19 protein-coding genes are annotated in these 24226 nt (G+C 61.8%); 12 read left to right on the top strand and 7 right to left on the bottom strand.

Going from position 1 to position 24226, the window contains the following annotated elements:
• Positions 1–24 precede the first annotated feature (24 nt).
• Positions 25–2769 carry an NACHT domain-containing protein gene (locus ACLBKT_RS07495; RefSeq protein WP_410182313.1) on the bottom strand — a complete coding sequence of 915 codons (2745 nt, stop codon included), beginning with the start codon at positions 2767–2769 and terminating at the stop codon, positions 25–27.
• 635 nt (positions 2770–3404) lie between these two features.
• On the opposite strand from ACLBKT_RS07495, the gene ACLBKT_RS07490 reads away from it, so the two are divergent.
• Positions 3405–3803 carry a hypothetical protein gene (locus ACLBKT_RS07490; RefSeq protein ID WP_410182312.1) on the top strand — a complete coding sequence of 133 codons (399 nt, stop codon included), beginning with the start codon at positions 3405–3407 and terminating at the stop codon, positions 3801–3803.
• Positions 3804–4020: 217 nt separating this feature from the next.
• On the opposite strand, the gene ACLBKT_RS07485 is transcribed toward ACLBKT_RS07490, so the two are convergent.
• Complete coding sequence (locus ACLBKT_RS07485; RefSeq protein WP_410182311.1) at positions 4021–5223, bottom strand: methionine gamma-lyase; 1203 nt, start codon at positions 5221–5223, stop codon at positions 4021–4023.
• Between the two features lie 106 nt (positions 5224–5329).
• On the opposite strand from ACLBKT_RS07485, the gene ACLBKT_RS07480 reads away from it, so the two are divergent.
• The 5 genes from ACLBKT_RS07480 to ACLBKT_RS07460 all read left to right on the top strand — a co-directional run bounded on the left by ACLBKT_RS07480 (position 5330) and on the right by ACLBKT_RS07460 (position 9437).
• The gene (locus ACLBKT_RS07480) at positions 5330–5788 is read left to right on the top strand and encodes an Lrp/AsnC family transcriptional regulator (RefSeq protein ID WP_410182310.1); all 459 of its coding nucleotides are present in this window, start codon (positions 5330–5332) and stop codon (positions 5786–5788) included.
• A 300-nt stretch (positions 5789–6088) separates the two neighbouring features.
• Complete coding sequence (locus ACLBKT_RS07475) at positions 6089–7108, top strand: CHASE2 domain-containing protein (protein WP_410182309.1); 1020 nt, start codon at positions 6089–6091, stop codon at positions 7106–7108.
• Positions 7109–7543: 435 nt separating this feature from the next.
• Positions 7544–8668 carry a TonB-dependent receptor plug domain-containing protein gene (locus ACLBKT_RS07470; protein ID WP_410182308.1) on the top strand — a complete coding sequence of 375 codons (1125 nt, stop codon included), beginning with the start codon at positions 7544–7546 and terminating at the stop codon, positions 8666–8668.
• On the top strand, positions 8668–8877 hold the full coding sequence (locus ACLBKT_RS07465; RefSeq protein WP_410182307.1) for a hypothetical protein: 210 nt from the start codon (positions 8668–8670) through the stop codon (positions 8875–8877). The genes ACLBKT_RS07470 and ACLBKT_RS07465 overlap by 1 nt, the downstream gene beginning before the upstream one ends.
• A 200-nt stretch (positions 8878–9077) precedes the next feature.
• On the top strand, positions 9078–9437 hold the full coding sequence (locus ACLBKT_RS07460; protein ID WP_410182306.1) for a glycine cleavage T C-terminal barrel domain-containing protein: 360 nt from the start codon (positions 9078–9080) through the stop codon (positions 9435–9437).
• On the opposite strand, the gene ACLBKT_RS07455 is transcribed toward ACLBKT_RS07460, so the two are convergent.
• The 5 genes from ACLBKT_RS07455 to ACLBKT_RS07435 are packed head-to-tail and all read right to left on the bottom strand — an operon-like array spanning position 9375 to position 15500.
• Positions 9375–11846, bottom strand: a complete 2472-nt coding sequence (locus tag ACLBKT_RS07455; protein WP_410182305.1) for a 2Fe-2S iron-sulfur cluster-binding protein — start codon at positions 11844–11846, stop codon at positions 9375–9377. The genes ACLBKT_RS07460 and ACLBKT_RS07455 overlap by 63 nt on opposite strands.
• Positions 11843–12115 carry a sarcosine oxidase subunit delta gene (locus tag ACLBKT_RS07450; RefSeq protein ID WP_410182304.1) on the bottom strand — a complete coding sequence of 91 codons (273 nt, stop codon included), beginning with the start codon at positions 12113–12115 and terminating at the stop codon, positions 11843–11845. Before ACLBKT_RS07450 ends, ACLBKT_RS07455 begins: the two co-directional genes overlap by 4 nt.
• On the bottom strand, positions 12115–13362 hold the full coding sequence (locus tag ACLBKT_RS07445) for a sarcosine oxidase subunit beta family protein (protein ID WP_410182303.1): 1248 nt from the start codon (positions 13360–13362) through the stop codon (positions 12115–12117). The genes ACLBKT_RS07450 and ACLBKT_RS07445 overlap by 1 nt, the downstream gene beginning before the upstream one ends.
• Before the next feature lie 44 nt (positions 13363–13406).
• A complete protein-coding gene (locus tag ACLBKT_RS07440; RefSeq protein ID WP_410182302.1) occupies positions 13407–14039 on the bottom strand; it encodes a TetR/AcrR family transcriptional regulator in 633 nt (210 codons plus the stop codon).
• 36 nt (positions 14040–14075) lie between these two features.
• A complete protein-coding gene (locus ACLBKT_RS07435) occupies positions 14076–15500 on the bottom strand; it encodes an APC family permease (RefSeq protein ID WP_410182301.1) in 1425 nt (474 codons plus the stop codon).
• 339 nt (positions 15501–15839) lie between these two features.
• Here ACLBKT_RS07435 and ACLBKT_RS07430 point away from each other — a divergent pair, with 339 nt between their 5' ends.
• The 6 genes from ACLBKT_RS07430 (at position 15840) to ACLBKT_RS07405 (ending at position 24164) form a co-directional block, all read left to right on the top strand.
• Positions 15840–17651 carry a gamma-glutamyltransferase gene (locus ACLBKT_RS07430; RefSeq protein ID WP_410182300.1) on the top strand — a complete coding sequence of 604 codons (1812 nt, stop codon included), beginning with the start codon at positions 15840–15842 and terminating at the stop codon, positions 17649–17651.
• A gap of 28 nt (positions 17652–17679) precedes the next feature.
• On the top strand, positions 17680–18921 hold the full coding sequence (locus tag ACLBKT_RS07425; RefSeq protein ID WP_410182299.1) for an amidohydrolase family protein: 1242 nt from the start codon (positions 17680–17682) through the stop codon (positions 18919–18921).
• 40 nt (positions 18922–18961) lie between these two features.
• Positions 18962–20662 carry a DUF885 domain-containing protein gene (locus tag ACLBKT_RS07420; protein WP_410182298.1) on the top strand — a complete coding sequence of 567 codons (1701 nt, stop codon included), beginning with the start codon at positions 18962–18964 and terminating at the stop codon, positions 20660–20662.
• Positions 20663–20802: 140 nt separating this feature from the next.
• On the top strand, positions 20803–21987 hold the full coding sequence (locus tag ACLBKT_RS07415) for a spinster family MFS transporter (protein WP_410182297.1): 1185 nt from the start codon (positions 20803–20805) through the stop codon (positions 21985–21987).
• Positions 21988–22116: 129 nt separating this feature from the next.
• Positions 22117–22599 (top strand): MaoC family dehydratase, encoded by a 483-nt coding sequence (locus tag ACLBKT_RS07410; protein ID WP_410182296.1) that lies wholly within the window; start codon positions 22117–22119, stop codon positions 22597–22599.
• The gene (locus tag ACLBKT_RS07405) at positions 22596–24164 is read left to right on the top strand and encodes a class I adenylate-forming enzyme family protein (protein ID WP_410182295.1); all 1569 of its coding nucleotides are present in this window, start codon (positions 22596–22598) and stop codon (positions 24162–24164) included. The genes ACLBKT_RS07410 and ACLBKT_RS07405 overlap by 4 nt, the downstream gene beginning before the upstream one ends.
• The last annotated feature ends 62 nt before the right edge of the window (positions 24165–24226 follow it).

Raw genomic sequence — 24226 nt, 5'->3', positions numbered from 1 at the left:
ATGTTTGAAAAAGCAAAAGGCATGCTAATCGTCGATATACAGTTCGACACCTCTAGGCAGAACCAAATCGATTGCACTAGGGACCCGTCGCGCAAAGACAGTCTTAAGTCCAATCATGCTCTCGAGAAATTCTAGGTCCATTATCGGGCAGTAATCTATCCAAAGTGTCTTGATACTGGTGTTTCCACTAAGGGGTGCGATCGACGTCACTCGGGTGAATGAAATATCTAAGCTCTCAAGGATCGGGAGATCAGCTACAAATGAGATATCCAAAAGCCTGGTCTTTGTGAGATTCAGTGACTTCAGATTAAACAATCGATCGTCGAATGCAATTTGCCTGATATTAGCATAGGCTAGATTAAGTTCTTCTGGATCTCTGGAAAGTGCCGGCCCTATGTCCGTAATCCGTTTAGCCACGTCTGAGGGTATCGGTAGGCCCTGAACAACCATGTCGCAGTAGTCGGGAATGTAGAGTGGATTGATCCGATCAATAAGCTCACGCCTGACTAGAGAGCGAGAATCTGAGACGTAGAGCAGCAACTCCTCATGTGCACGCTCAGTCCCGAGCAAAGATAGGCTCCTGACACAAGCAGCCGCAATCTCCGGTTGCATGCCTTCGTGATACTGCAAGTGATCTATGATCGTTGGGCCTGCGATTACAATCGCCTCTGCAGAATCAAAATCAGATGGAGGCAGAAGGGTGTCTACGATTGTCTGAATTTGTTGCCACTGACGCGGCGAGAGCGACACAGCACGTCCCGCTGCGCTGAGCGCTATTCCGGCGAACCCTTTTGAGGTAGGTTGGTCAAGTGACGCCAGCCTAATGAGTTCGTCAATTAGACGGCGCGCGAACGAACCGTTCCCAGATGCGATCAGGTAACGCGAAACGTCTTCCCATCCCGGTTCGCCGATCTTCGACACAGCATAGTCGGCGTCCTTGCTATTGATCACGGCGTCGGCGGTTAGCACCTCCCTAATTGTGTTGTGCACGAACTCGAGGCTATTTGTCGTCGAGTAACGGACGATGCCAGATCTTTCGATCAAAAGGTGGCAATCATCATCGTTCAACTCAATTCGGTATTCGGCGGCGGTGGAAGCTAGACGCGCCATTGCTTCGTTGAGCGGGATCCGCGAATAGGATTTCTCGGTCATTTCCAACGCAAGAGATCTGAAGATATGGCGCTTCTTGCTGTAGTTCAGTTTTCCGATGTTTGTTTCAGCGATAATGGCTAGACGACTTTCGCGGTCACGTTGATCGATGAGCGCGTCGATTAATGAGAAGCAGAGGTGCCAGATGTCGTCTGGCATCGTTCCACCCCGTTGCACTGCAAGCGCACACATGGCGGAGCATAGAAAGGGATTGCTTGCGAGCCGTTTGAGTTGTGGAACATTGCGGAACTCGGAAAGTAGGTTGTCCTCTATTTGAGCGAGCGATTCCCAGCTTTCTTGTCTATTGAACGATGTTAACCGTGCAGTGTCGAACCAAAGTTCAACTAACGACTGTTTCTGGTCATCTGATAGTGCGTTCACCTCAAGATCGAAATGTGTCGGAAAATCGTTCCACGGCTGAGGCACGGAATTGGGCCTAGTGGTTACGATGATGATCGTTTCGGGATACTGGTCATTGATGTTGTGGAGCCAATTGGCCACTTTTGTGCGAGCTGAGGGGGAAGACTCATCAAGCCCATCTATGAACAATACCGCGTCGCCATTTCTTAGCTTGCTTTCAATCCAGTCTTCGGTGATTCGGACACCTGGGCATTTTCGCGCAAAATCTCTCAGTTCTGGTGTGTCGGCGAAAGAATCCCTTAGCTCGAGCAAGAATGGAGTTTTGCCAAAAAAAGCCTTCTCAAATGCAGCGTCTCGAGCAGGAAATGAAGGACGCTTACCAAACGTATTCGATAGTTTATTGCCACCCAAGCAAAGCTGAAGTATCAACCACTTACATATCGTGCTTTTGCCCGAACCCGCATCCCCACGTAGCAGCAATGTCCGCTCACCGGGCTTTGACTCGATAAGGCGCAGGAGGACATCTTCTGGTTTAGGGTAAACCTCCTCTGCAGAAGCTCGATCATTGATTGACAGTGAAGTATAGCTGCCTTGAAGGGGATAATGCTTCAAATTGCTGGCTGCATCGATACCAAGGAGCTGAAGGGTATCACACTCTCGGAAAATCGCTCTAAGATATGGCTCTAGAAGGGCGTCATTTTTGATCTCTTCCTCATGAGCAATTCGAGTCCCAGAGATCGACTCGTCAATATTCTTGACGAGATCATAGATGCTCAAGAGCTTTTGCACCTGCCACTCGAATCGGTCTCGGCTGAAGCCGTCCATAGTTGAGACAACCTCGAACAAGAGTTCCGCGGCGTTTCTCAACGACGCTTCTAGAATCTGATGCGCGCGTTCTCCTAAAGGCGAGAGCCTTGTTTTAACCATGGAGGATTTAGACAGGTCTCCGGTGCGAAGAGAAGAAGGTAATAGTGGCGGCTCGGTGTCCGGATCCTTAGGGTAACCAGACTTCGCCAGTTCTAGGAATGGCGCAATACTTTCAGATGTGAATCTCTCATAGTTCCTACTTGTGTCCAGAATTTGTTGAACGGAGCAAAAGTATGAAATATAGACATAAATATAGCGGTAAACCTCCTCGACGTCCGCTTCAGCCAGCTCCCTTTCATATGGGCCGATCGAGTTCTCGATAGTTTCGATGATCTCTTCGGCGATTAACTCAAGATGCGCATTGACCCGACGCGCGTCTGATCTGGATTCCATGATCTTTGAGAGTTCAATCTTCTGATTATACCGAACCAGCTTGGGGTGATTCAGGACATACCTATTTGTGAACAGACCCATCAACGGATTGAGTAGAAGGGGCCCAAAACTAGTAAGATCTATCGGCAAGATCACTTCCTTCGACGGCTGACCGGTTCAAACGGCACTATTAATTGCCTTTTGGCTCTTCGCTGCCTCGCTCGCAAGCAAAGTGCCCAGCATTTGTTTGATCACTGCACTACGTAGACGCGTCTACCGCGTGTATCCGTTGGAATCATAACCTGCGGCTCCGCTATTCGATGGGCACCACTTTCGCGCCCTGGGAAGAACGTGGTTCATATCGACGAGACATAGCGGAAGTCGATGGCGGCGTAGCCATGTTCCGCCAGTTCCACGAAACTGGCAGGGGAGGCCCTATCTGACAGTTTCGTCAACCTGACAGTTTCAAGACATTTGCGCAATTTCTCAGAACATTGATTACAAATTTTGAGCCTTTTGACCTAAGCAAGAATATGCATATGATCAGACGCCATCAACAGGGAGAATCACCCAATGGATGGCATTACTCGAACCAAAAATTCTTCTGACGGCCCCTTGAACTGCGTGGCTCGAAGCCACCGGAAGCCGGTGCGCTGATGGATACGGTCAAGATCGAACGAGAGAGTGACAGGATCGTCCTTAGCTTCCGTCGTGAGGTCGGCGATATCCGCAAGGTGCGCTACCTGCGCCTCGAGGAGGCTTCCTCGCTTGGCCTGCTGATGGCAGCCGATGCACCAGAGCATGCGATAAATCTGGACGTAAGCTCTGACGTATCTGTGCAGATCATCAACGCGCCATACAAGATGGCATTTTTAAGCCTCGCCGATTTACGCGGTGGCCGAACGTTCATCGCCTGCGTGGAGGGGAAGACCGTCAAGCAGATCGGCCAGCGGCTACTTCGTCTCGGACAAGCCAGGTTTCGCTCAGCAAAAGCAGGACGAGCCTTTGTCCGGCGAGTATCGCACTGTTATATGGAAGATGCGGATGTTGAATGAACCTCTCGCTACTCGGCGCTCGCGGGAAGAACTGCTTTCTCTGCACTTGAGCTATGGCCATCTTCCGCAGGCCCGAACCCATCGTGGACTATTGCGCGACACCTGTCTTTGGTAAGCTCAGTGTAAGGGCGTAGCAGCTTCGCATAGCGTAAGGGGCCTGCCTCTGTAGAGCTCGATCCGCTGCCGCGTCGCGCGGGTAAACCGCGTCGCTTTGCATTCAGCGGGAAAGCGCCTGATCTAGATCAGCGATCAGGTCGACAGCGTCCTCCAATCCGACCGAAATGCGCACAAGACTATCGGCAATGCCGTGTTCGCGGCGTTCCTCGGGCGAATAGGCCGAATGGGTCATGCTGGCGGGATGCTGGATCAGGGTTTCGGTGTCGCCCAAGGATACCGCACGATGGATCAATGTCAGCCGGTCCATCAAGGCGATCCCGGCATCGTAACCGCCCTTAAGTTCGACCGCCATCATCCCGCCGAATTGATCCATTTGTTTGCGTGCCAGGTCGGCTTGCGCGAAGCTCGGCAGCCCCGGGTAATGCACCACTGAAACCGCCGGATGACCATGTAGGAACCGCGCGATTTCGGCGGCGGTCTGGGCGTGTTGGCGCATCCGAAGCTGGAGCGTCTTGAGTCCGCGCAAGACAAGCATCGCATTGAACGGGGCCATCACCGCGCCGGTCATGTCCTTCATCCCGACGAGGCGGATCGCGCCTATATCCTCGGCGCTGCCCACCACCAGTCCGGCCACTACATCACCGTGCCCACCCAGATATTTGGTGGCCGAATGGACGACAATATCCGCGCCCAGCTCAATCGGGCGCGTGATCACCGGGGTAGCATAGGTGTTGTCTACGATGCAGCGCGCGCCCGCGCGCCGAGCGATCGCCGAAATCGCGGCAATATCGACCAGCCGCATATTGGGATTGGCGGGGGTTTCGAAATAGACGATCTTGGTCTTTGATGAGATCGCCCGTTCGAGCTGATCGGGATCAGTCATATCGACATGGGTCACGGCGATCCCGAACCGGGTCAGCCCGTGGCGCATGAAGGCAAAGGTGCAGCCGTAAAGCGTCTTATCGGTGATCACCTCGTCGCCCGCTTGCAGAAACGTCCAAAAGGTCGATGTGATCGCGCTCATCCCCGATGCGGTGGCGAGGCCCGCTTCGGCATTTTCGAGAGCTGCGATGCGCTTTTCGAGCAAATCATTGGTCGGGTTGGAGATGCGGGTGTAAAAATGACCCTCGCGCGTCCCAGCGAACATTTCGCCGCCCGCTTGAGCGTTTTCGAATACAAAGGTCGAGGTCAGATGGAGCGGCGGGGTCAGTGCTCCCTCGGCTTCGCTTGGATCATATCCATGATGGATCGCGCGGGTGGCGAAACCCATATTGTGCATCGCGGGGTGGATTTTCGTGGCCATAGAACAACTCCAATTGCACAATTATTGCACGAGCGAAGGAGTGTTACCTTGCTATGTTCGCCCCAAAAGGTCACAATATTGGCATATTTGACCCTTGGAGGCGCGAATGGACCGGAAAGATCGGCAGATCGTCCGCGAATTGCAGAAAAATGGCCGCCTCACCAATCTCGAACTGGCGGAACGGGTAAACCTGTCGCCGTCGCCGTGTCTGCGGCGGCTGCGCAATCTCGAAGAGAGCGGGGTGATCGAAGGCTATGCCGCGCTGGTCAATCAACGCGCTTACGGCGTGCCGTTGACGGTGTTTGTAAACATCGCACTCGACAAACACGCGAAGGATACGGTCGACGGCTTTGAGCGTAAGGTCTGCGAAATCGATTCCATCCTCGATTGTTTCATGACCACCGGGGATTCGGATTACCTGCTGCGGGTGGTGGTCGCTGATCTCGAAGAATACGAAGCTTTCGTGCGCAAGCAGCTCCACGCGCTCCCCGGCATTCGGTCGATCGACACGCGGTTCGCCTATAGCGTGGTCAAGAACACCAGTGTCTTTCCGAACCGCGATTAACGCAATGCGGGCCTGAGCGGCTGCGCACGTTAATCTGTTCTTTTGCTCGTCAGCCAGCCACTGTCCGGCAGAAATCCAGAGCACGCCAAGCGCGCAGAGACGCCGCTAAGCGCGCGTTGCTGTTGGTTGGGAAATTAGGTGGGCGTGTTTGGGCTGCGATCTCTTCTCGAAGCGTGGACCCAGACACGTTGCCATCTCATCAAACAACCATCATGAAAGGTCGATAGTCTGTCTGTGACTGGTAGCAATTGGGGCAGCCTCAACCCGCAACGGCACCTGATGTGAGAGGAATACATTCACATGAAGGCACTGCTAGGGGAAATCTGGATTGCGGTGGCGATGGGGCTGCTCGCATGGGCGGGAATTGCTCTCCTGACGAATGAGAGCATTATCGACGACTGGCTCGTCGCCGTAGCACAACAATCTGCTGATCAACATTTCGAAGACACTGCAAGTGATGCGGAATCTGTCGGCGTGGGAGTCATACTGATTGATGACGACGCCTTGCGCGAGGAATTTGAGCGAACCCAGAACAACAATGGCGCGGATCGGATTGCCTCAGCCTATAGAACCATAAGTTCTAGAATTCTCGAAATTGCTCAAAGTGACGGGAGCGCCCGGGCTGTCGTGCTTGATTTCTACGCCAGTCCGCTTTCAGATGTTGCGCCACCAGCGAAGTCGATAGCCGTCGATTGTCGTTTGCCCATTATCCAAGTGGCGCTTCCTCCGCCGTCCCCTTTTGGTCAAGAATTTGTCCAGCCTGACTCCCGACTGATCGACCCACGTTCCCCGTGTTTGTTTGTTGCATACAGCTTCGCAAATCAGGGTGCAGACACCGAGAAGCTTCGGACAGTTGAGCATAACCCAGTGCCCCAAGCGCTGGGCTGCCCCGTAATTTCGCTTTCCGCCAGCGCGTTTGCCTTGGCCAACCCAGACATGAATGCCGCCAGTGGTTTGAACGGACAGCCATGCCAGCGCCAGCAGGCGCTAAGGGAATTGTGCACCGATCTACCGTCATGCAAAGCAGCACTTCAAAAGCGGATGCCACTGACCGAACCTCCTGAGAATTTATCAGTTCGGTTGGCGAACGACTTTTTCGACCCCGCTCTCTCGGACGACGCTCGGCAGTGGTTGGAAAACCGTCTGGTCTTTGTCGGTTCATCGAACACGCAAAGTGACGACTTCTACTATTTGGCCGACGGATCGATCGTTGACGCGCTAAGCCTAACCGCGCAGCCATCAGGCATCAAATGGCCAGGCGTAGTGGTGCATGCTGGCCTCACACAGCACCTGCATAAGCTCAAGCAATGTGGTCGCTAGCTCGGCTCGCGCATCTTCGCTGACGCGGTGGAGCAGGCCTAGCGTTATGGCCTTGGGCTCCATCGGCGCGGCGAGAGAGGGTGGGTCCAGATCGCGGGCTGCCTGATTCGCTGATCCGAGCGGGAGCGTGTTGGCGCGGATTGTCTTCTTCGCGGCTTCGATGGGGAGCACGTTCATCAGGCCGATCGCCGCCATTCTGGCTGAGCCACACTTGGACTGGCTGAAGTTGCTGGCGATGCCGGACAACGAGCTCATCGTCACAAGAGCCACATCCTCGAGTCTGCCGGGGCGGCGACTCCTTGGTCGCCGATCCCTCTCTCTGGAGTCGCAATTTCGCTTCGTTCGGAGGCCTTTACCCAAAGAATTCAAGCGCTCTTGACAAAAAGACACTACTGTATAATTGTAGGCGGCGATATTTGTAAGGAGGGGCTTCTAATGAAAGGCTTGTTGGTAACCTGTGGTGTCCTCGCCATCGCGATAGCGAGCCCGGCCATGGCACAGTCTTCCGCCGAACGGACCGAAAGCGACGCTTCCATCGCAGGTCTCGACGAGATCGTCGTCACTGCCAACAAGCGGGAAGAGCGCTTGCAGGACGTCGCCGCGGCCATTTCGGTGCTCGACGGCGAGGCGCTGGAGAAGGCTGGCGAAGTCCAGTTCTCTCAGTATTTCGACAAAGTGCCGGGTCTCGCGGCCGTGGTCGGTGCCGCGCCTGGACGGCTGATTGTCGCGCTGCGCGGTATCTCAACCGGACAAGCGCAGACCAACGCGGCGGTCGGCTTCTATATCGGCGAAGTGCCTTTCGGATCGAGTGGTGGTCTCGCGATCGGCGGGACCTTTGCGAGCGATCCCAACACCTTTGACGTCCAGCGGATCGAAGTGCTGAAGGGTCCGCAGGGCACATTGTACGGCGCGAGCACGCTCGGCGGGCTTATCAAGACGGTTTATAATCCGGCCGAGATTGGCGAGACGGCAGCGCGGGTCGTGGTCGACGGCAGCACCGTGCGCTACGGCGGCGAGGGCTACTCCGGCAGTGCAATGATCAACCTTCCGGTGGGCGACGCTTTCGCCGTCCGTTCGACCTTTAACTACCGGCGCGATGCGGGCTTCATCGACAATGTCGTACCCATCAACCTTCGTAACAACCAGAACACGCAGGACGCATTCGGCGGTCGCATCACGGCGCTGTACGCGCCCGACGGCCCCCTGAGAATCGAATTGACCGGCATTTACCAGGAAGTCGATTCCAACGGCCTCAACGAGGTGGACGTCGACGCGGTCACCCTGAAGCCCGTAGTCGGAGATCTGAAGACCCGGGCGAACCGCATCCAGCCCGAAGCGAGGCTGGAATATCAGATCTACAGTGCGAAGATGGATTACGACTTCGGTGCGGCATCCCCTACACGCCGCGCTTTCAGATCGCCGCAACGGCCGACTACACGATTGATCTCGGCAAGGATCGCTCGCTCACCTTTGGAGCGTCGGCGCGCCATGTCGGCAATCGCACCACCTACTTCTCGGGCCTGCCGGGCGGCGATCCGGGCGGCAACATCAATGCGCTGATGCCGTCCTATGAGATTGTCGATCTGCGCGCATCACTGGTGCTCGGCAAGACGGAGATCGCGGCCCGGATTACCAATCTGACGGACGAGCGGGCAATCCTTTCGGCGGTCAGCAAGGGCGTCGATCCTGCGACATTCGCATTCACAACGGCCCAAGCCGCAGTGGCACAGCCTCGGACGTTCGGGCTGACAATCAGCCGCGACTTCTGATCAAGAACTAACCCGCGGCCGTCCGTCGCTTGTCAGGGCGGCGGCCGCGGGAAGCCTTCTCGGCGGCGCGCTTGAGGGCTGCTCGCCTACAAGGATGAATACGAGGTAGCGCGTCTGCTTTCAACATCCTGCGGACCGAGAAGGGCTATCTCCACATCGGCGTCGACACCGACGGCACCACCTTGCCGGGCGATGTCGGCATGGCCGGACCGATGGCGAAAAAGGCCTCCGATTTCGTCGGCCGCCGCTCGCTGCTGCGAGAGGACGCGATGCGCGCGGACCGCCTCCAGCTGGTCGGTCTCCTGAGCGATGGTCCGCTGCTCGCGGTGGGTGCGCAGGTGCTTGCGCCCGGCGGGGCGGTCCCGGGCCGCAGCGATGGCCATGTCACATCCTCGGTGTTCAGCCCGACCCTCGATCGCCCCATCGCGCTGGGACTGGTGCGTGCCGGGCGCTCGCGGGTCGGAGAGAGTGTGGAAATCTATGACGTCGGACGCCGTTCACGGGCGACAATCGTCGAACCGGTGTTCGTCGACAAGACGGGTGAGCGGCTCAATGGCTGAACTTGCGTCATGGCCCGTTATCGACGGCGGCACCGTGTCCTGGGACGGCGCGGCGCTTGGAGCGCGGCGTTGCGAAGGCCTCGGCCTGCTGCGCGTCAAGTTCCTCGCGAGCGACGCGGAGCGCGCAATGGCGCTTGGCCTGAGCGCCTCGACCCCGAGCGGGACGACGCCCGCTGCACCGAAGCGCTCGGCAAGAACCACGGCATGGCGCGCGGCGACGCTGATCTCGTAGCTCGCCTCACCGGTGAAGCTCGCCCGCAGCACGCGCGCCGCAAAGCCTGCGACTGTGCCTTCGCGATAGGCCATATGCGGGAAGTCGGCGAGGTCGATGTCGGTGCCGACCGCGGCGATGGTCTCGCGGGCGCTCGGTCCGCTGATCGTCATGACGGCCCATTGCGAGGTCGCCGGCAGCGTCACCACGGCGAGATCGGTCCACTCGCACTGGAGCCATTCCTCGAGCGCGAGTGCAATCCGGTCGGCGCCGCCGCTGGTGGTGTGGACGAGGAAGCGGTCCTCTGCGAGGCGAACGAGAATCCCGTCGTCGGCAATCACCCCGTGCTCGGTGAGCATCAACCCGTACCGCCCTCGACCAGGCTTCAGGGTCGAGGCGTTGCCGACATAGATGCGGTCGAGGAAGGTCGCGGCGTCAGGGCCGCACACCTCGATCTTGCCGAGCGGCGATCCGTCGAAGAGCACGGCGGAGGTGCGCGCCTCGCGCGCTTCGCGCAGTGCTGCGTCCTCCCAGCTTTCCCCCGCGCGCGGATAGGCGGTGGGGCGGATCCAGCGACCATGTTCCTCGAAGACCGCGCCCTGCTGCGCGTGCCACGTGTGCGCCGGAAGGCACTTGATGGGGGTGTGCAGCGCACCCACCATCGGGCCTGCGAGCGTGCCGAAGGTGACGGGGTTGTACGGCGGGCGGAACTTGGTCGTGCCCACCTCGCCCGGCGCGCGGCCGGTGTGCTCCCCCATGAGGGCGAGGCCGTTGACGTTCGATGTCTTGCCCTGATCGGGACCCATGCCAAGCGTCGTGTAGCGCTTGAGGTGCTCGACCGATCGGTAGTTCTCCGAGGCGGCGATGGCGATGTCGCGCGCAGTTACGTCGTTGGCGAAGTCGACGAATTTCTTGCCGCTCCCGGGGCTTTCCCAGAACGGCTCGATGCGGAGCGGGCCGAAGTCGCCGGCTGCACCGCCGACGCATTCGACCTGCTGGCCTGCGCTGTGCGGCACGAAGGCGGCGATCGTATCGTCGTAGCGCAGCTTGCCGCCGCTCTGCGAATAGAGGTGCACCACCGGTGACCACCCGCCCGACATCAGCACGAGATCGCAGGGCAGAACGCGGCCGTCGCCGAGGCGCACGGACTTGACGCCAAGCGCACCTCTGGCTTCGGCGATGCTGGCGCCGAGGCGGCTGTCGACTACTTCGACCGAAGCGCCCGCTTGTGCAAGAATCTCAGCAATTTCGCGCGTGCTGTCGTTGTTGGTTGCGATCACCACCCGGCGGCCGGGGAGCACGCCGAAGCGCCCGACATAGGCTTGCGCCGCCGAGGCCAGCATGACGCCGGGCCGGTCGTTTCCGGCAAAGACCAGCGGCCGCTCGATCGCGCCGGTCGCGATGATCACCCGTCCGGCCCGCAGCTTCCACAGGCGCTGGCGCGGGCCGGAACCGCCTTCGAGGTCCTCGACGGCGGCGAGGCTGTTGTGGTCGTAGTAGCCGAAGGCCTCTGACCGGGTGAGGATCGTGACGTTGGCGAGGGCGCGCAGTGCCGCGATCGTTTCGGTGACGTCCAACCCGCTGCGCCAGAGGGCCGAGCCGCCGAGCACAAAATCGCTTTCGAGGAGCAGCACGCGCGCCCCTGTCAGAGCAGCCTCATGCGCGGCCTTCAGCCCACCCGGCCCGCCGCCGACGACGATCACGTCATGGCGCGCATGGGCGTGGACATAGCGGTCGGGATCGCGCCCCTCCGGCGCGACACCGAGTCCCGCGGCGCGGCGGATCGGGCCTTCGAAAAGGTGCCAGTCCGGCCACATGAAGGTCTTGTAGTAGAAGCCCGCGATGAACAGGGGGGACGCGAGCTGGTTTACGCCGCGCCAATCGAAGCGCGGGCTTGGCCAGCAATTGACGCTGGTCGCCTCCAACCCGTCGCGCAGCGGCACCTGCGTCGCCTTGCGGTTGGGCTCGAGCCGGTTGCCACGACCGAGTTGGACCAGCGCGTTGGCTTCCTCGGGCCCAGCCGCCATGATTCCGCGCGGACGGTGATACTTGAAGCTGCGCCCGACCAGCCGCACCCCGTTCGCGAGCAGCGCCGAGGCCAGCGTGTCGCCCTCGTGGCCGACATAGTCGCGGCCATTGAAGGTGAACCGCAGCCGCGTCGATCGGTCGACAAGGCCCCCTGTCGGTAACCGCGTCATGGCAGCTCCGGCTTTGTGTCAGTCATGGCGTAGACCGCCTTGATTTCGTGGCTGAAGGTGCAGCGCGCGACGTTGAACCAGCGTTCGCAGCCATAGGTGTGCCGCCAGCGCTCGAAAGTCACGCCGGCGGGATTGCGGCGCTGGAAAAGGTATTCGGCCCATTCATCCGCGCCGACGGTAAGGTCCGGGCGCTGGATGTGGCTTTCGCCGCCGCAGGTGAACTCGGCTTCGTCGCGCGGGCCGCAATGGGGGCATGCGATCAGCAGCATCAGTGTGCGATCCCCGAGGCGGCCGCCTCGTCGATCAGCGCGCCTTTGGCGAAGCGGTCGAGTCCGAAGGCGGCGGTGAGCGGATGGGGCTCATCCTTGGCGATCATGTGCGCCATGCACCAGCCGCCAGCAGGGATCGCCTTGAAGCCGCCAGTGCCCCAGCCGCAATTGAGATAGACACCCTTGACCGGTGCCGGGCCGAAGACCGGGGTGGAATCGTGGACAACGTCGACGATCCCGGCCCATTGCCGCAGCATCCGCATCCGGGAAAAGGCGGGGAACATCGTCAGCATCCCGGCCACCACCGCCTCAAGTGTCGGCAGGTTGCCACGCTGGGCGTAGGAGGCATAGAGATCGAGCCCGCCGCCGATCACCAGCTCGCCCTTGTCGGACTGGCTGAGGTAAACGCCGGTCGCGGGCGAGAGGACGACCTTGTCGAGCACCGGCTTGACCGGCTCCGAGACAAAGGCTTGGAGCGCATAGGGCGTTATCGGCAGGCGGAAGCCGAGCCGGTCGGCAAGGATCGTCGAGTGTCCCGCTGCGGTCAGGCCGACCTTGCCCGCGCCGATCACACCGCGGCTGGTGCGCACCGCGCACACGCCGTCCGCGTCGACGTCGAAGCCGGTCACTTCGCAGTTCTGGATGATATCGACCCCCAGCGCATCGGCCGCGCGCGCATAGCCCCACGCGACCGCATCGTGCCGCGCGGTTCCGCCGCGGCGCTGGATGAAACCGCCGACCACCGGAAAGCGCGCTTCCGGGGAATAGTCGAGCCCGGGCACCTGCTCGCGTAACTCCTCGCGGCTCAGGAGGTCGCTGTCTACGCCGTTGAGGCGCATCGCGTTGACCCAGCGTCGCTGCGCCTCGAGATCGTGTCGGCTGTGCGCGAGCGTGATCATGCCGCGCTGAGAGAACATGATGTTGTAATTGAGTTCCTTGGACAGGCCTTCGTAGAGCCTGACCGAATGATCATAGAAGGAAGCGCTTTCCGGGAAGAGGTAGTTGGAGCGCACAACGGTGGTGTTGCGGCCGGTATTGCCGCCGCCGATCCAGCCTTTCTCCAACACCGCAACGTTGCGAACGCCGTGGTTCTTCGCAAGATAGTAGGCGGTTGCGAGACCGTGTCCGCCGCCGCCCACGAGGACGACATCGTAACGCGGCTTCGGCACAGGGCTGCGCCATGCCTGCGGCCAGCCGCGATGGCCTTTGGTCGCCTCGCGAGCCAGTGACATGAGGGAATACCGCATAGGTACTCCGCTAATATACACTAGTGTATTTTACAAGAGCCTTGTCAGGCAATCAGCCGTACGCGGCGTTCCTCGGATGTGGAGGGGCTTTGAGCGCGTGCCGCTTCGAGCGCGCGCTGCCCGCACAGGATCTTGAGATAGGTCCCCGCCGTCTGGAGACGCTCGGCCGGAGTGCCTTTCACGCCGATTGCGTAATATCCGATCTGATGGAAATAAAAGGTGTTGGCGCGGATAATCGCCTCGTCGGCCGGATGCCCGAGCAGTTCGAAGAACCGCTGCAATGTGGCGATCCGCTCCTCGTCCGACGCATTGACTGCGGCTGCTGCCCGCTCATCCGAGCGGGCCCATTCGCGCACCGCCATGTCGAAACGACTGTCGTAGCCGCGCTCCTCCACCATGCGCGTCGCGGCCATCTCGATCCAGTCGACCGCCTCGCTCGGCGAAAGGTCGGGGTCGAGGGGCGGCAGGAACTTGCACGTTTCCTCCCAACGCGCGAGCAGCGCCGCGAGCAGCGCCTCGCGATCCTCGAAGTAGTGGTAGAACCCACCGCGCGTCACGCCGATGCGAGCCGCCAGCCGATCGACTTTGACCCCGCCGATCCCCTCTTCGATGAGGGCAGCGCGCGCTTCGTCGATCCAGGTGGAAACGGGTGTCTTGGGCTTACGAACCTGCTTCATGGAGAGCGGCATAGCATACCGCCGCCGCTCTTTCTATCAGCCTCGGCTCTCGCCTTTCAGCAGGTCGAGCCTCGCTTCGTCCGGCAGCGCCTTGATCCGCGCCTGTGCGCCGAACCAGACCAGCAGGCTGACGACAGCCCAGCTTCCGAGCGTGATCCATTCCGGCGGGACGGTGCCGCCCGAAAGGAACCATGGCTGGAACAGCGCTACGAGCGCGATGATCACAGAGAACACGATCGCCGTAACGACCAGTGGCGAACCACCCGGCGCCGTGAAGCTGGCTTGCATGCCCGATTTGCGCATTTTCAGCACCGCAAGGCAGGTGGCGACATAGATGATCCCGAAGCAGGCCGAGATGATGTTGATGATCGGAAGGATAAAGCCGCGACCGAGCGGCAGGGCGACCAAGGTGGCCGCAGTGACCGCAAGGATCGCCAGGGAAGGGGCCCCTTGCACATTCAGTCGCGCGAAGGCCGCGGGCGAGAGGTGAGCGCGGCCAAGCGCGAAGTAGACGCGACTCCCGGCGAGCAACAGCGCGTTCCATGCCGTCACGCTCCCAAGAATGGCGGTGACCAGCACGATCTTCGCCACTTCCGGCGTCCCCATCGCAATCTCAAAGGCTTGTGCGGCGGGGAGCGGCAGTGTCTTCAGGGTTGCAACTGGTACCAGCGCTCCGACCGAGAGCACCAGCAGGATATAGAACGCTGCCGAGCCGAGGATCGCGAAGATCAAAGCACGGCCCGCCGCCGTCATCGACGTCGAGCATTCCTCAGCGGTGGTGACCGCCGCATTGAAGCCGGCGAACCAGAACGGCGCGCTGCCAAGCATCGAAAGGATCGCTGCAAACTTGAGCGTTGCCGTTTCGCCAGGGACAAGGGGCGTGAGATTGGCCGGATCCGCATAGGCAATCGCGATTGCGATGAAGCCTGCCATCATCGCGATGCGAAGGTATGTGACCCATTCCTGCACCACCGCCGCTCCGCGCACGCCGCGCATCGCGAGGGCAGCAAGCGCGATCGCGAGGCCTCCGCCGATCACCAGATTGCCGACCCGCACCTCGTGCCCCAGGATGCTGTAGGCCACCGGGCCCTCGATCCCCGGGAAAAGCAGTCCCAGCAGCTGTCCGATTGAGATTGCCTGAAAGGCGCACGCTGCGGTGTAGACGAGCGCCAGAGTCCACCCCGTGAGATAGGCAGTGCCCGAGCCGCCGAGCGCTTGCGCATAGACGATCTCGCCTCCTGCGCCCGGAAGCCGCGCTGCCATTTCGGCGTAGCAGAACGCCACCAGCAGGATACCGAGCGCCCCTATGAACAGCGCAAAGGCCGTCCCCACCGCGCCCGCACTCGCCACGGCATCGCCCATGATGATGATCCATGCGACCCCGACGATGCTGCCGAACCCGACCGCGAAGTACTGGGTCGCGGAGATCGATCTGCGCAGCGTGCGAACCTCAGGGTTCATTCGGCGTGCCTTTCGAGACTTGCAGGCGGTTTGCCCTACAGGCTTGCCCCGTCCGACGCGGTTCCGGGGCCCGGGCGATCGGCGGCAGGGATCGCCGGACGTGCCTCGTTCCAAGCGGTCCGAGGTCCCCGGCGCGGGCAGATGCCGTACACGGCGTTGAAATACATGACTGCATGTTTATGTCAAATGGGGCGCGTCATGATCCATAGGTGTCATTCGGAAAGCGGATCAGCGCGCCAAACCGGCGACGGGACAGGAAGGGAAACGTTGACTGCCTCATAATATACAGTTATGTATTTTAATCTCCGCGGTGCCGGACCTTCTATGGGGAGACAGCTCTTGGACCTTACCCGCCGCAACGCGGCTCACCTGCTCGCCGGTTCGATCGCCGCGGCGGTGACGGCGCCATCACTCCTTGCGGCGACCCCTGCGCTTGCCCGAACGAATCTCTCGCCGGCATCCTGGCCCGCGGCAGACCTGAGGAAGTACACCCGCGCACAGCTTCACGACAGGACCGCGGCGGGCGCGGCGATGGGAACGCGCGGCGCGGTCACTGTGTCCTACAACGCTTTCGCCGCCCGCGCCGGGCTCGAGGCGCTCAAGCAGGGCGGCTCGGCGGTCGATGCCGCGATGACCACGGCGCTGACACAGATCGCGCTCACTGCGGGCGCGCCGGTCAGCTATTTCGGCATCCAGTCGCTCGTGTACTACGAAGCGAAGACCGGCAAGGTCTACACCATGAATGCCGAGTGGAACACCGTGACGGGCGAGACGGATCCGCGCTCCATCCCCGGCGGGATCGATCTGTCCAGCGAGGCAGGGCGGCGCGGGAGCGGCGCAACGAGCGGGCGGACGGCGCTAGTCGGCGGCTTTCTCAAAGGGGTGGAGTCGGCCCACAAGCGCTTCGGCAAGCTGCCCTTCGCAAGCCTGTTCGACCCGGCGATCTTCGTCGCCGAGGAAGGGATGCCGGTGTCGACCGAGCTGGCCGGGCAGTTCAAGTTCCGGCGCGATGATCTCGCCCGCCTCCCCGAAACCCGCGCGACCTTCCTGAAGCCCGACGGCTCGCCCTATGCAGCCGGCGAGACCTTCCGTCAGCCGGCTCTCGCGCAAACCCTGCGCAACATCGCGGAAGCCGGGGCAGGCTACGTCTACGGCGGACCCTGGGGCCGCAAGCTCGTCGACGCGGTGCGGGCCAACGGCGGCAAGATGACGCTCGACGATCTCGCCGCCTATGAGGTGATCTGGGCCGAGCCGATCTCGGCACCGCTCGCTGGGGGCTATTCCGTCTTTACCAATCCCTGGCCCAACTCCGGTGGCACCTCGCTGATTGAGGCGCAGAACGTCGCGGCCGTCTCGGGTTTCTCCGAAGGACCGCACTGGACCACCGATGGCGACGCGCTGCGCAAGGCGCTCGACATCACGACACTGGGATACATCAGCGAGCTGCCTGCCGCTGCGGTTGCCGCTGCCCTGCCGGGCATCGACATGTCGCCCGAGGCGCGTGTGACTATGAAGCATGCCGAAGAAATCTGGGCGGCCATTCGCGACGGCAAGGCGCTCGTTCCTTTCGCCAAGGCGACCGTGCGCCACTCCGACGATGTGGTGGCGGTGGATGCCGAGGGCAACATCGCTGCGATCACCCATTCGATCAACTCCCTGATCTGGGGCAAGACCGCGATCGCCATCGACGGAATCACCATCGGCGATCCCGGATCGTTCCAGCAGGAAGCAATCGCTGTCACCGGCCCCGGCAAGCGCCTTCCGGCGATCACCGAGACTGGCATCCTGATGAAGGGCGGCCGGCCGGTGCTCGGTTTCGCCTCCATGGGCGCGGGGCTTCACCACAAGACCTTCCAGTGCCTCCAGAACGTGACCGCCTTTGGCATGAATGTGCAGGAGGCAATCGACACGGCCGACTTCTTCGTTCCGGGCCTTGATCTTGCCACGATGGAGCAGACGGTACACGTTCCGCGCGGGCGGTTCGATCCGGCGGTGCTCGATGCCACCGGCTATGCGTGGAAGGAGTTCCCGATGAACGAGGCGCGGCTGGGCGGCGAAGGCAAGTGGGTCGCGATCAGTCGCAACCCTGACACCGGCCTGCTCCACGCAGCCTCGCACAACCGCAGCAACAGCGATGCCGTTGCCTTCTGACGCCGCTGGGCGAGGGTAGAGAAAAAAGATGACAGTCCTGACGAATGCGCTGATCTTCGACGGTGTCGAACCGAAATTGGCGGAAGGACGCAGCGTCTTCACCGCCGAAGGCAGGATTGTGGAGGTTTCGGATCGCCGGATCACCGAGGCCGACGGGGAGGTGATCGATTGCGGTGGCCTCACTCTGATCCCCGGCATGATCGACGCGCACGTCCACGCGCTCGGCATTGCCGCTCATCCCGAGACAGTCGACAAGGCGCCCGACACCTTGCTCACCGGCTGGGCGAGCCACATGCTCGGGCGGATGCTCGACCGCGGCTTCACCACGGTGCGCGATGTCGGCGGCGGCGACTATGGCTTGGCACAGGCGCTCGAAAAAGGCTTCATCCGTGGCCCGCGCATGATCTATTGCGGGCGGGCCCTGTCGCAGACCGGCGGCGGCTTCGACCTGCGCGATCCGCATGATGCGCGGTTCAACACCCATGAAGGCAGCTGCGGCTGCGGTCGCTTCAGCAATTTCGCCGCAGTCGTCGACGGCGTCGACCCGATCCGCACGGCTATTCGCGAAAACTTCCGCCGCGGGGCTTCCTTCATCAAGTTCATTGCGTCGGGCGATGTCACAACTGCGGGCAGCCGTCTCGATGCGCTCGAATTCAGCGACGAAGAAGTGGCAACGATTGTCGCCGAGTGCGAACGCTATGGCACCTATTGCACGGCGCATGTCCATACCGACAAGGGCATCCGCCGCGCCGTCGAGCTTGGTGTCCATTGTCTCGAGCACGCCAGCATGGTCACGCCCGAGACCGCGAAGTTGCTTGCCGAGCGCGGCACCTTTGTGGTCGCGACACTGGCGGTGGTCGATTCCTACGCGACCCGCGCTGCCGAGGCGGGGCTGCACCCCAACAGTGCCGCCAAGCTGGAAGAAGTGCGGCACCGGATGATCGAGGCGATCGCCATCCTCAAGGAAGCGGGCGTCACGGTCGGCCTTGGGAGCGACCTTCTGGGGCCGCTCGAATCCGACCAGCTGAATGAGCTCACCCTGCGTGCCGATGTCTATTCACCGGCGGAAATCCTGATGCAGGCGACCTCGATCAACGCCAGGATCCTGCGCGCCGAGGGGGAGATCGGCGTGATCCGCGAAGGCGCTCATGCCGATATGGTGCTGCTGCGCGGCAATCCGCTGGATACCGTCGATGTCTTCCGCAGCGAGGACAATATCGCGCTCGTCGTCAAGGGCGGCAAGATCGTGAAGCAGCGCGGCGAGTGGTGAGGGGCGGGTCGGGCGGCGACGGAGCCGAGGGAGCACGGCGATGATCGACAATCCGGCCCGGGCGGCGAAGCACATCATCGATGAGGTGTGGTGCGAAATGCAGCGCTCGCCCTTCGTCCAGCGCGAAATCGGTCGCCCGCTCGAGCACTTTCCCGAGATCGGCGAGGATGAGGCGCTGCGCCGCGCGGCGCTCGGGACCGCATTGCTCGCCCGCTGCGATGCGCTCGCCGATGCGCCGCTCGATGAGGAATTGCGGCTGACGCTGGAGGTCGCGCGCTACCGGGCGGCCGCATGGGCGCGCGAGGCCGAATGGTACTGGCTGGTGTTCGATCCCATGGGCGTCGGCTTCTATGCCCTCTTCGCACCCACAGCTTATGCCGGGGGCTTCCTCCTCAACGAGGTGCACACCACGCTCAAATCGGTCGACCTTGCGGCAGAGGAGGGGCGCAACCGCTATCTCGACCTGCTGTCCGGCTATGCACGCCTGCTGCAACAGCTACTCGCGCGCACGAAGGGCCAGGCCGAGCGTGGCATTCGCATTCCGGCCCCGCAGCTGACGCAGTCGATCGAATTGTTGACCGCGTTCCGCAAGCGTGTGGGGGAGGAGCTTGTATCGGACCCAAGCCAGCCCGCTGCCTTCCGGGATGCGACCGAACGCTGCGTCAAGGAGAGGATTCTGGCGGGCTATGATGCCTTCATTGCCCTGCTGGAAGGCCCATCCTACCGTGACAAGGCACCCGAGCGCGTCGGCATCGGCCAATATCCCGGGGGCGATGCCGTCTATGCCAGCCTCGTGCGGCTGCACACCACACTCGACCTCACCCCGCAGCAGGTTCATGATCGCGGCCTTGCCCGGATGGACGAGGTGCGGCGCGACATGGCCGCGCTGTTCGACCGCATCGGCTTTGCCGGGACTCCGGCCGACTATCTCGAGGCGCTGAGCCACGATCCGCGCTGGCGCGCCGCTGACAGCGATGCGCTGCAAGCTCTGTTTCGCCGCTATATCGACCGGCTTGAGCCGCTCATTGCGGACTGCTTCGAATTTCGCCCTGCGGCGGGCTACGACGCCGCGCCGCTGCCCGAGGCGCTTGAGGGGTCGATGTCCTTCGGCTTCTATTCGACGCCCAACGCTGATCAGGCCAAGGGGCTTTACCTCTTCAACACCCGTAATCTGACCGCCGGCCCGCTGCCCAATATCGCCGCGCTCAATTACCACGAGCTCGTGCCCGGGCACCATTTCCACGAGGCCTCTCAGCGCGAGAATACCGCGCTGCACCCGATCCGCCAGCACAGCTTCGTCAATGCCTTCAACGAGGGTTGGGCCGAATATGCCGCGACATTGGCAGGCGAGGTGGGCATGTACCGCGAGCCTGAAGAGCAGTTCGGGCGGTTGATGATGGACGCCTTCCTGACCTGCCGCCTCGTCGTCGACACCGGCATGAATGCGCTCGGCTGGTCGCTCGAACAGGCGCGTGACTACATGCGGGCAAACGCCTTCATGCCCGAGCAGGAAATCCGCACGGAATCGATCCGCTATTCCTGCGACATTCCCGGCCAATCCCTGGCTTACAAGCTTGGCGACGAGTTCATCCTCGCCGAGCGCGAGGCGATGCGGGCGGCTCTGGGTGAGATGTTCGACCTGCGGGCCTTCCACAATGCGGTGCTGAAACCCGGCGCGCTGCCGCTGCCGGTGCTCGCCGCCCGCCTGCGGGCCGAGACCGAAAGGGCGCTGGCCGCGTGACCACGCACGGGGCGCCGACTGTTGCGGGACCGATCGACCCCGAAGGGTCCGCTGGAGACGGCTTGGACAGCACCCCCTCGTGGCAGAAAATCACACCTGGCCAGCGGTCGCGGCTGCTTGCCATTCTCTTGGCCGTCGGCGTGATCAATTACGCGGACCGGACTTTGCTCAGCGTCTTGCTCGAGCCGATCAAGGCAGAGTTCGGGGCTTCGGACACGATGCTGGGCTTGCTGTCGGGCGTTGCCTTTTCGCTGTTCTATGCGACTCTCGGGATACCGGTCGCGCGGTTGTCGGACCGGGTCGACCGGCCGAGGATCATCGCTGTGATGATCGCGATATGGAGCGCGATGAGCATCCTGTGTGGGCTCGCCTCGAGCTTTTGGCTGCTCGCGCTGGCGCGGATCGGAGTGGGGGCGGGGGAGGCGGGGGCGGTGCCCGCTTCGCAAGGGCTGATCGCCGACGCCTACCCGCCTGAGGAACGCGCCAAGGCGCTGTCGATCTATATGCTCAGCTCCACGATAGGGCTGCTGATTGCGACAGTCTGCGGGCCGTGGATCGCGGAGCATTATGGCTGGCGCATCGCTTTCGTGGCCATATCAGCGCCGGGACTGGTGATCGTCGGCATCGTCATGCGCTTTCTGGTGGAACCGCGCGCGGCCATCGCGCCGACCGCGATGGAGCCTCTCGGCAGCGCCTTTCGGTTGCTGTGGCGCAAGCCGAGTTACCGGGGGATGGTGATCGGCGTCGTGCTGTACTTCCTCCTCGCCTACGGGGCCTTCGTCTTCTTCCCTTCCTACCTTGTCCGTACGCATGGGATGTCGCTGACCGAGGCGGGCACCCTCTTTGGCGTCTCGAACGCGGCGGGCGGGTTGGCCGGCACCTACCTTGCCGGTGTGCTTGCCAGCCGTCTTGCCCAAGACGACCCGCGCTGGTTATTGCGGCTGCCAGCCCTGTGCCTGCTCGCCTGCCTGCCGGTCCTCGCCATCTTCCTGACGACCGGGAGCCTCGCCGCCCTGTGGATCACGCTGCTTCTGGCGAGCCTGTTCACCGGCGGTGCGCTCCCTCCCATCTTCGCCGCGCTGCATTTCGTCTGCGGTTCGCAACGGCGGGCGACCGCAGTCGCGATCATGTTTTTTTTCGGCAATCTCATCGGTCTCGGTCTCGGACCATTGCTGACGGGGGCGGCGAGCGACATCCTTGCGGCAGGTCGTGGGGATGCGGAAGGCTTGAGGATTGCCCTTCTGGTGACCTGTGGGCTGTTCGTGCCCTGTGCGCTGGCTCTGTGGCGCGCGGGGAACATGGTGGCCCACGACAAGGAAATCTGAGAGCGGCCTCTCCAAACGATACGTCCCCCATTGAAACATACAGTAGTGTATATTAAGGCCAGCGCTGAGGATCGGGGCCAGCGCTTCGGCACCGCACCGAATTGACGGCTTGCCGCGAAAGGGAGACACATGGCGAATGCACTGACGGAGCAGGGGTGGTCCGCGCTCAAGATCGGGGACGAGATCGGCTATTCGAACTGGTTGACGGTCGACCAGCAACTCCTTGACCAGTTCGGCAGCGCCACGCTGGATGATGATCCGATGCACCTCGATCCCGAGTGGGCGAAGGAAACCGGACCCTTCGGCGGAACCATCGCCTTCGGCTTCTGGACCATGTCGACGCTCACCCATTTCTTCCATGAGGCCAGCGGCACCGTGGCGTCCCGCGTACCTTCCAAGGAAGGATACTACCTCAACTACGGAATGGACCGCCTGCGTCTGATCACGCCGGTCCCCGTCGGCAGCCGCATCCGGGGCCATTTCAAGGTCGCCAATGTGCGCAAGGACGAGAAGAACCGCACCCTCGTCACCTTTGACGCCAAGATCGAGATCGAAGGTGTCGAACGCCCTGCGCTGGTCGCCAAGTGGCTCTCGATCTGGGTCCGCCCATGAACGGGACTGCGACGCCCGAGCGCATCAGCGATTTCGTGTCGCTCCATGCCCTACAGCAGCCCGAACGTCAGGCTGCGGTTCTTGACGGCCGCACAGTCAGTTACGCGCAACTCGACGCGGCGATGCAGGCCTATGGCCGGGCCATGATTGCATCCGGCATCCAGAAGGGCGACCGGGTGGCGACGCTGGCGCCGCCGGGGATCGAATACCTCGTCACCTTCCTCGCCGCGATTTCGGTCGGCGCGATCTGGATCGGGCTTAACCCGGTCTACCAGTTGCGCGAACTGCTGGTTGTGTTGCGCGATGCCAATCCGTCGCTGCTGCTTGCCCGCACCCGCATCCGGGACCGGTCGTTCGATGACGAGCTCGCGGCTATCGCGGCCGAGATCGGCTCGATCAAAACGATCGTCGCGCTGGACGAGATGGTGCCCGGTGCCGTCGATTGCGACAGCTTCCTTGCGCGCGGTGCACAGGTGTCCGACGCGGCATACGAAGCCGCCCGCCGGAGCCCCGCTCCCGCCGATCCCTGCCTGATCGTTTACACCTCCGGCACGACAGGCACGCCGAAGGGGGCGGTTCTGAGCCATCGGGGCCTCGCTGGAACCAGCGTCGAGCAGAACCGGATCTGGCCTGTCGAGGATTTGCGCATCCTCAACTACTTCCCGATCAACCATGTCGGTTGCGTCGCCGACGTAACCTGCCCGACGCTGACGGCCGCAGGCTGCCTCGTCTTCCTTGAGAAGTACGACACGGCCGAAAGCCTGCGTCTGATCGAGGAGCAGCGCGTCACCTGCCTGCTGACCGTGCCGAGCGTCTACCAGATGCAGCTCGATCACCCTGATTTTGCCCGGCGCGACCTTTCATCGGTCGAGCTGATCATCTGGGAGGGGGCGGCGCTTCCTCGCGAGATCATCAGGCGTCTGCTTGATTGGTGCGACCGGCTCGCCACCAACTACGGCCTGACCGAAAGCGTGGGCGCGGTAACCGTGTTGCCGCCCAGTTCCGACGTTGACGAGCTGGATGGCTCGGTCGGTTTTCCCAACATCGGCGTCGAGGTGCGGCTTGTCGATCTTGAGGGAAACCTCGTCGAGGGCGAGGGGGAGGGCGAGCTTCAGGCGCGCAGTGCCTACAACATGCTCGGATACTGGAACAATCCCGAAGCGACCGCGGCTACCATCGTCGACGGGTGGCTGCGCACCGGCGATCTTGCCGCTCGAACGCAGGACGGGCGATACAAGATCGTGGGCCGCCTCAAGGAGATGTACAAGTCGGGCGGGTACAACGTCTATCCGCGCGAGGTTGAGACCGTCATCGAGGAGATTCCGGGCGTCGCGCTTGCCGCAGTGGTCGGCGTCGCCGATCCGGTTTGGCAGGAAGTGGGCATTGCCTACGTGATCGCCGACGACAACCTCGATGCGGACACGATCCTGAAGCACTGCCGGACACGGCTCGCCAATTACAAGATTCCCAAGCGCGTCTTTGTGCACAAGGAACTGCCGCTGCTGCCGATCGGGAAGGTCGACAAGGGCGCGCTGCGCAATCTTTATGCCGAGCAGCCGGCCTGAAGGCGACGTCACCCGGAGACGATCAAACGCGCGCAAGAGTCGTCCGGGGATGACGCCGCCTT

Source organism: Erythrobacter sp. W302b (assembly GCF_046452395.1).
Classification (GTDB): Bacteria; Pseudomonadota; Alphaproteobacteria; order Sphingomonadales; family Sphingomonadaceae; genus Erythrobacter.
This window is presented reverse-complemented; position numbering and strand designations above follow the sequence as displayed.

What these genes read in the sequence shown, in the direction of transcription:
- ACLBKT_RS07495 (WP_410182313.1), bottom strand. Translation starts at nt 2,769, where the DNA reads ATGGAATCCAGATCAGACGCGCGTCGGGTCAATGCGCATCTTGAGTTA.
- ACLBKT_RS07490 (WP_410182312.1), top strand. Translation starts at nt 3,405, where the DNA reads ATGGATACGGTCAAGATCGAACGAGAGAGTGACAGGATCGTCCTTAGC.
- ACLBKT_RS07485 (WP_410182311.1), bottom strand. Translation starts at nt 5,223, where the DNA reads ATGGCCACGAAAATCCACCCCGCGATGCACAATATGGGTTTCGCCACC.
- ACLBKT_RS07480 (WP_410182310.1), top strand. Translation starts at nt 5,330, where the DNA reads ATGGACCGGAAAGATCGGCAGATCGTCCGCGAATTGCAGAAAAATGGC.
- ACLBKT_RS07475 (WP_410182309.1), top strand. Translation starts at nt 6,089, where the DNA reads ATGAAGGCACTGCTAGGGGAAATCTGGATTGCGGTGGCGATGGGGCTG.
- ACLBKT_RS07470 (WP_410182308.1), top strand. Translation starts at nt 7,544, where the DNA reads ATGAAAGGCTTGTTGGTAACCTGTGGTGTCCTCGCCATCGCGATAGCG.
- ACLBKT_RS07465 (WP_410182307.1), top strand. Translation starts at nt 8,668, where the DNA reads ATGCCGTCCTATGAGATTGTCGATCTGCGCGCATCACTGGTGCTCGGC.
- ACLBKT_RS07460 (WP_410182306.1), top strand. Translation starts at nt 9,078, where the DNA reads ATGGCCGGACCGATGGCGAAAAAGGCCTCCGATTTCGTCGGCCGCCGC.
- ACLBKT_RS07455 (WP_410182305.1), bottom strand. Translation starts at nt 11,846, where the DNA reads ATGACGCGGTTACCGACAGGGGGCCTTGTCGACCGATCGACGCGGCTG.
- ACLBKT_RS07450 (WP_410182304.1), bottom strand. Translation starts at nt 12,115, where the DNA reads ATGCTGCTGATCGCATGCCCCCATTGCGGCCCGCGCGACGAAGCCGAG.
- ACLBKT_RS07445 (WP_410182303.1), bottom strand. Translation starts at nt 13,362, where the DNA reads ATGCGGTATTCCCTCATGTCACTGGCTCGCGAGGCGACCAAAGGCCAT.
- ACLBKT_RS07440 (WP_410182302.1), bottom strand. Translation starts at nt 14,039, where the DNA reads ATGAAGCAGGTTCGTAAGCCCAAGACACCCGTTTCCACCTGGATCGAC.
- ACLBKT_RS07435 (WP_410182301.1), bottom strand. Translation starts at nt 15,500, where the DNA reads ATGAACCCTGAGGTTCGCACGCTGCGCAGATCGATCTCCGCGACCCAG.
- ACLBKT_RS07425 (WP_410182299.1), top strand. Translation starts at nt 17,680, where the DNA reads ATGACAGTCCTGACGAATGCGCTGATCTTCGACGGTGTCGAACCGAAA.
- ACLBKT_RS07420 (WP_410182298.1), top strand. Translation starts at nt 18,962, where the DNA reads ATGATCGACAATCCGGCCCGGGCGGCGAAGCACATCATCGATGAGGTG.
- ACLBKT_RS07410 (WP_410182296.1), top strand. Translation starts at nt 22,117, where the DNA reads ATGGCGAATGCACTGACGGAGCAGGGGTGGTCCGCGCTCAAGATCGGG.
- ACLBKT_RS07405 (WP_410182295.1), top strand. Translation starts at nt 22,596, where the DNA reads ATGAACGGGACTGCGACGCCCGAGCGCATCAGCGATTTCGTGTCGCTC.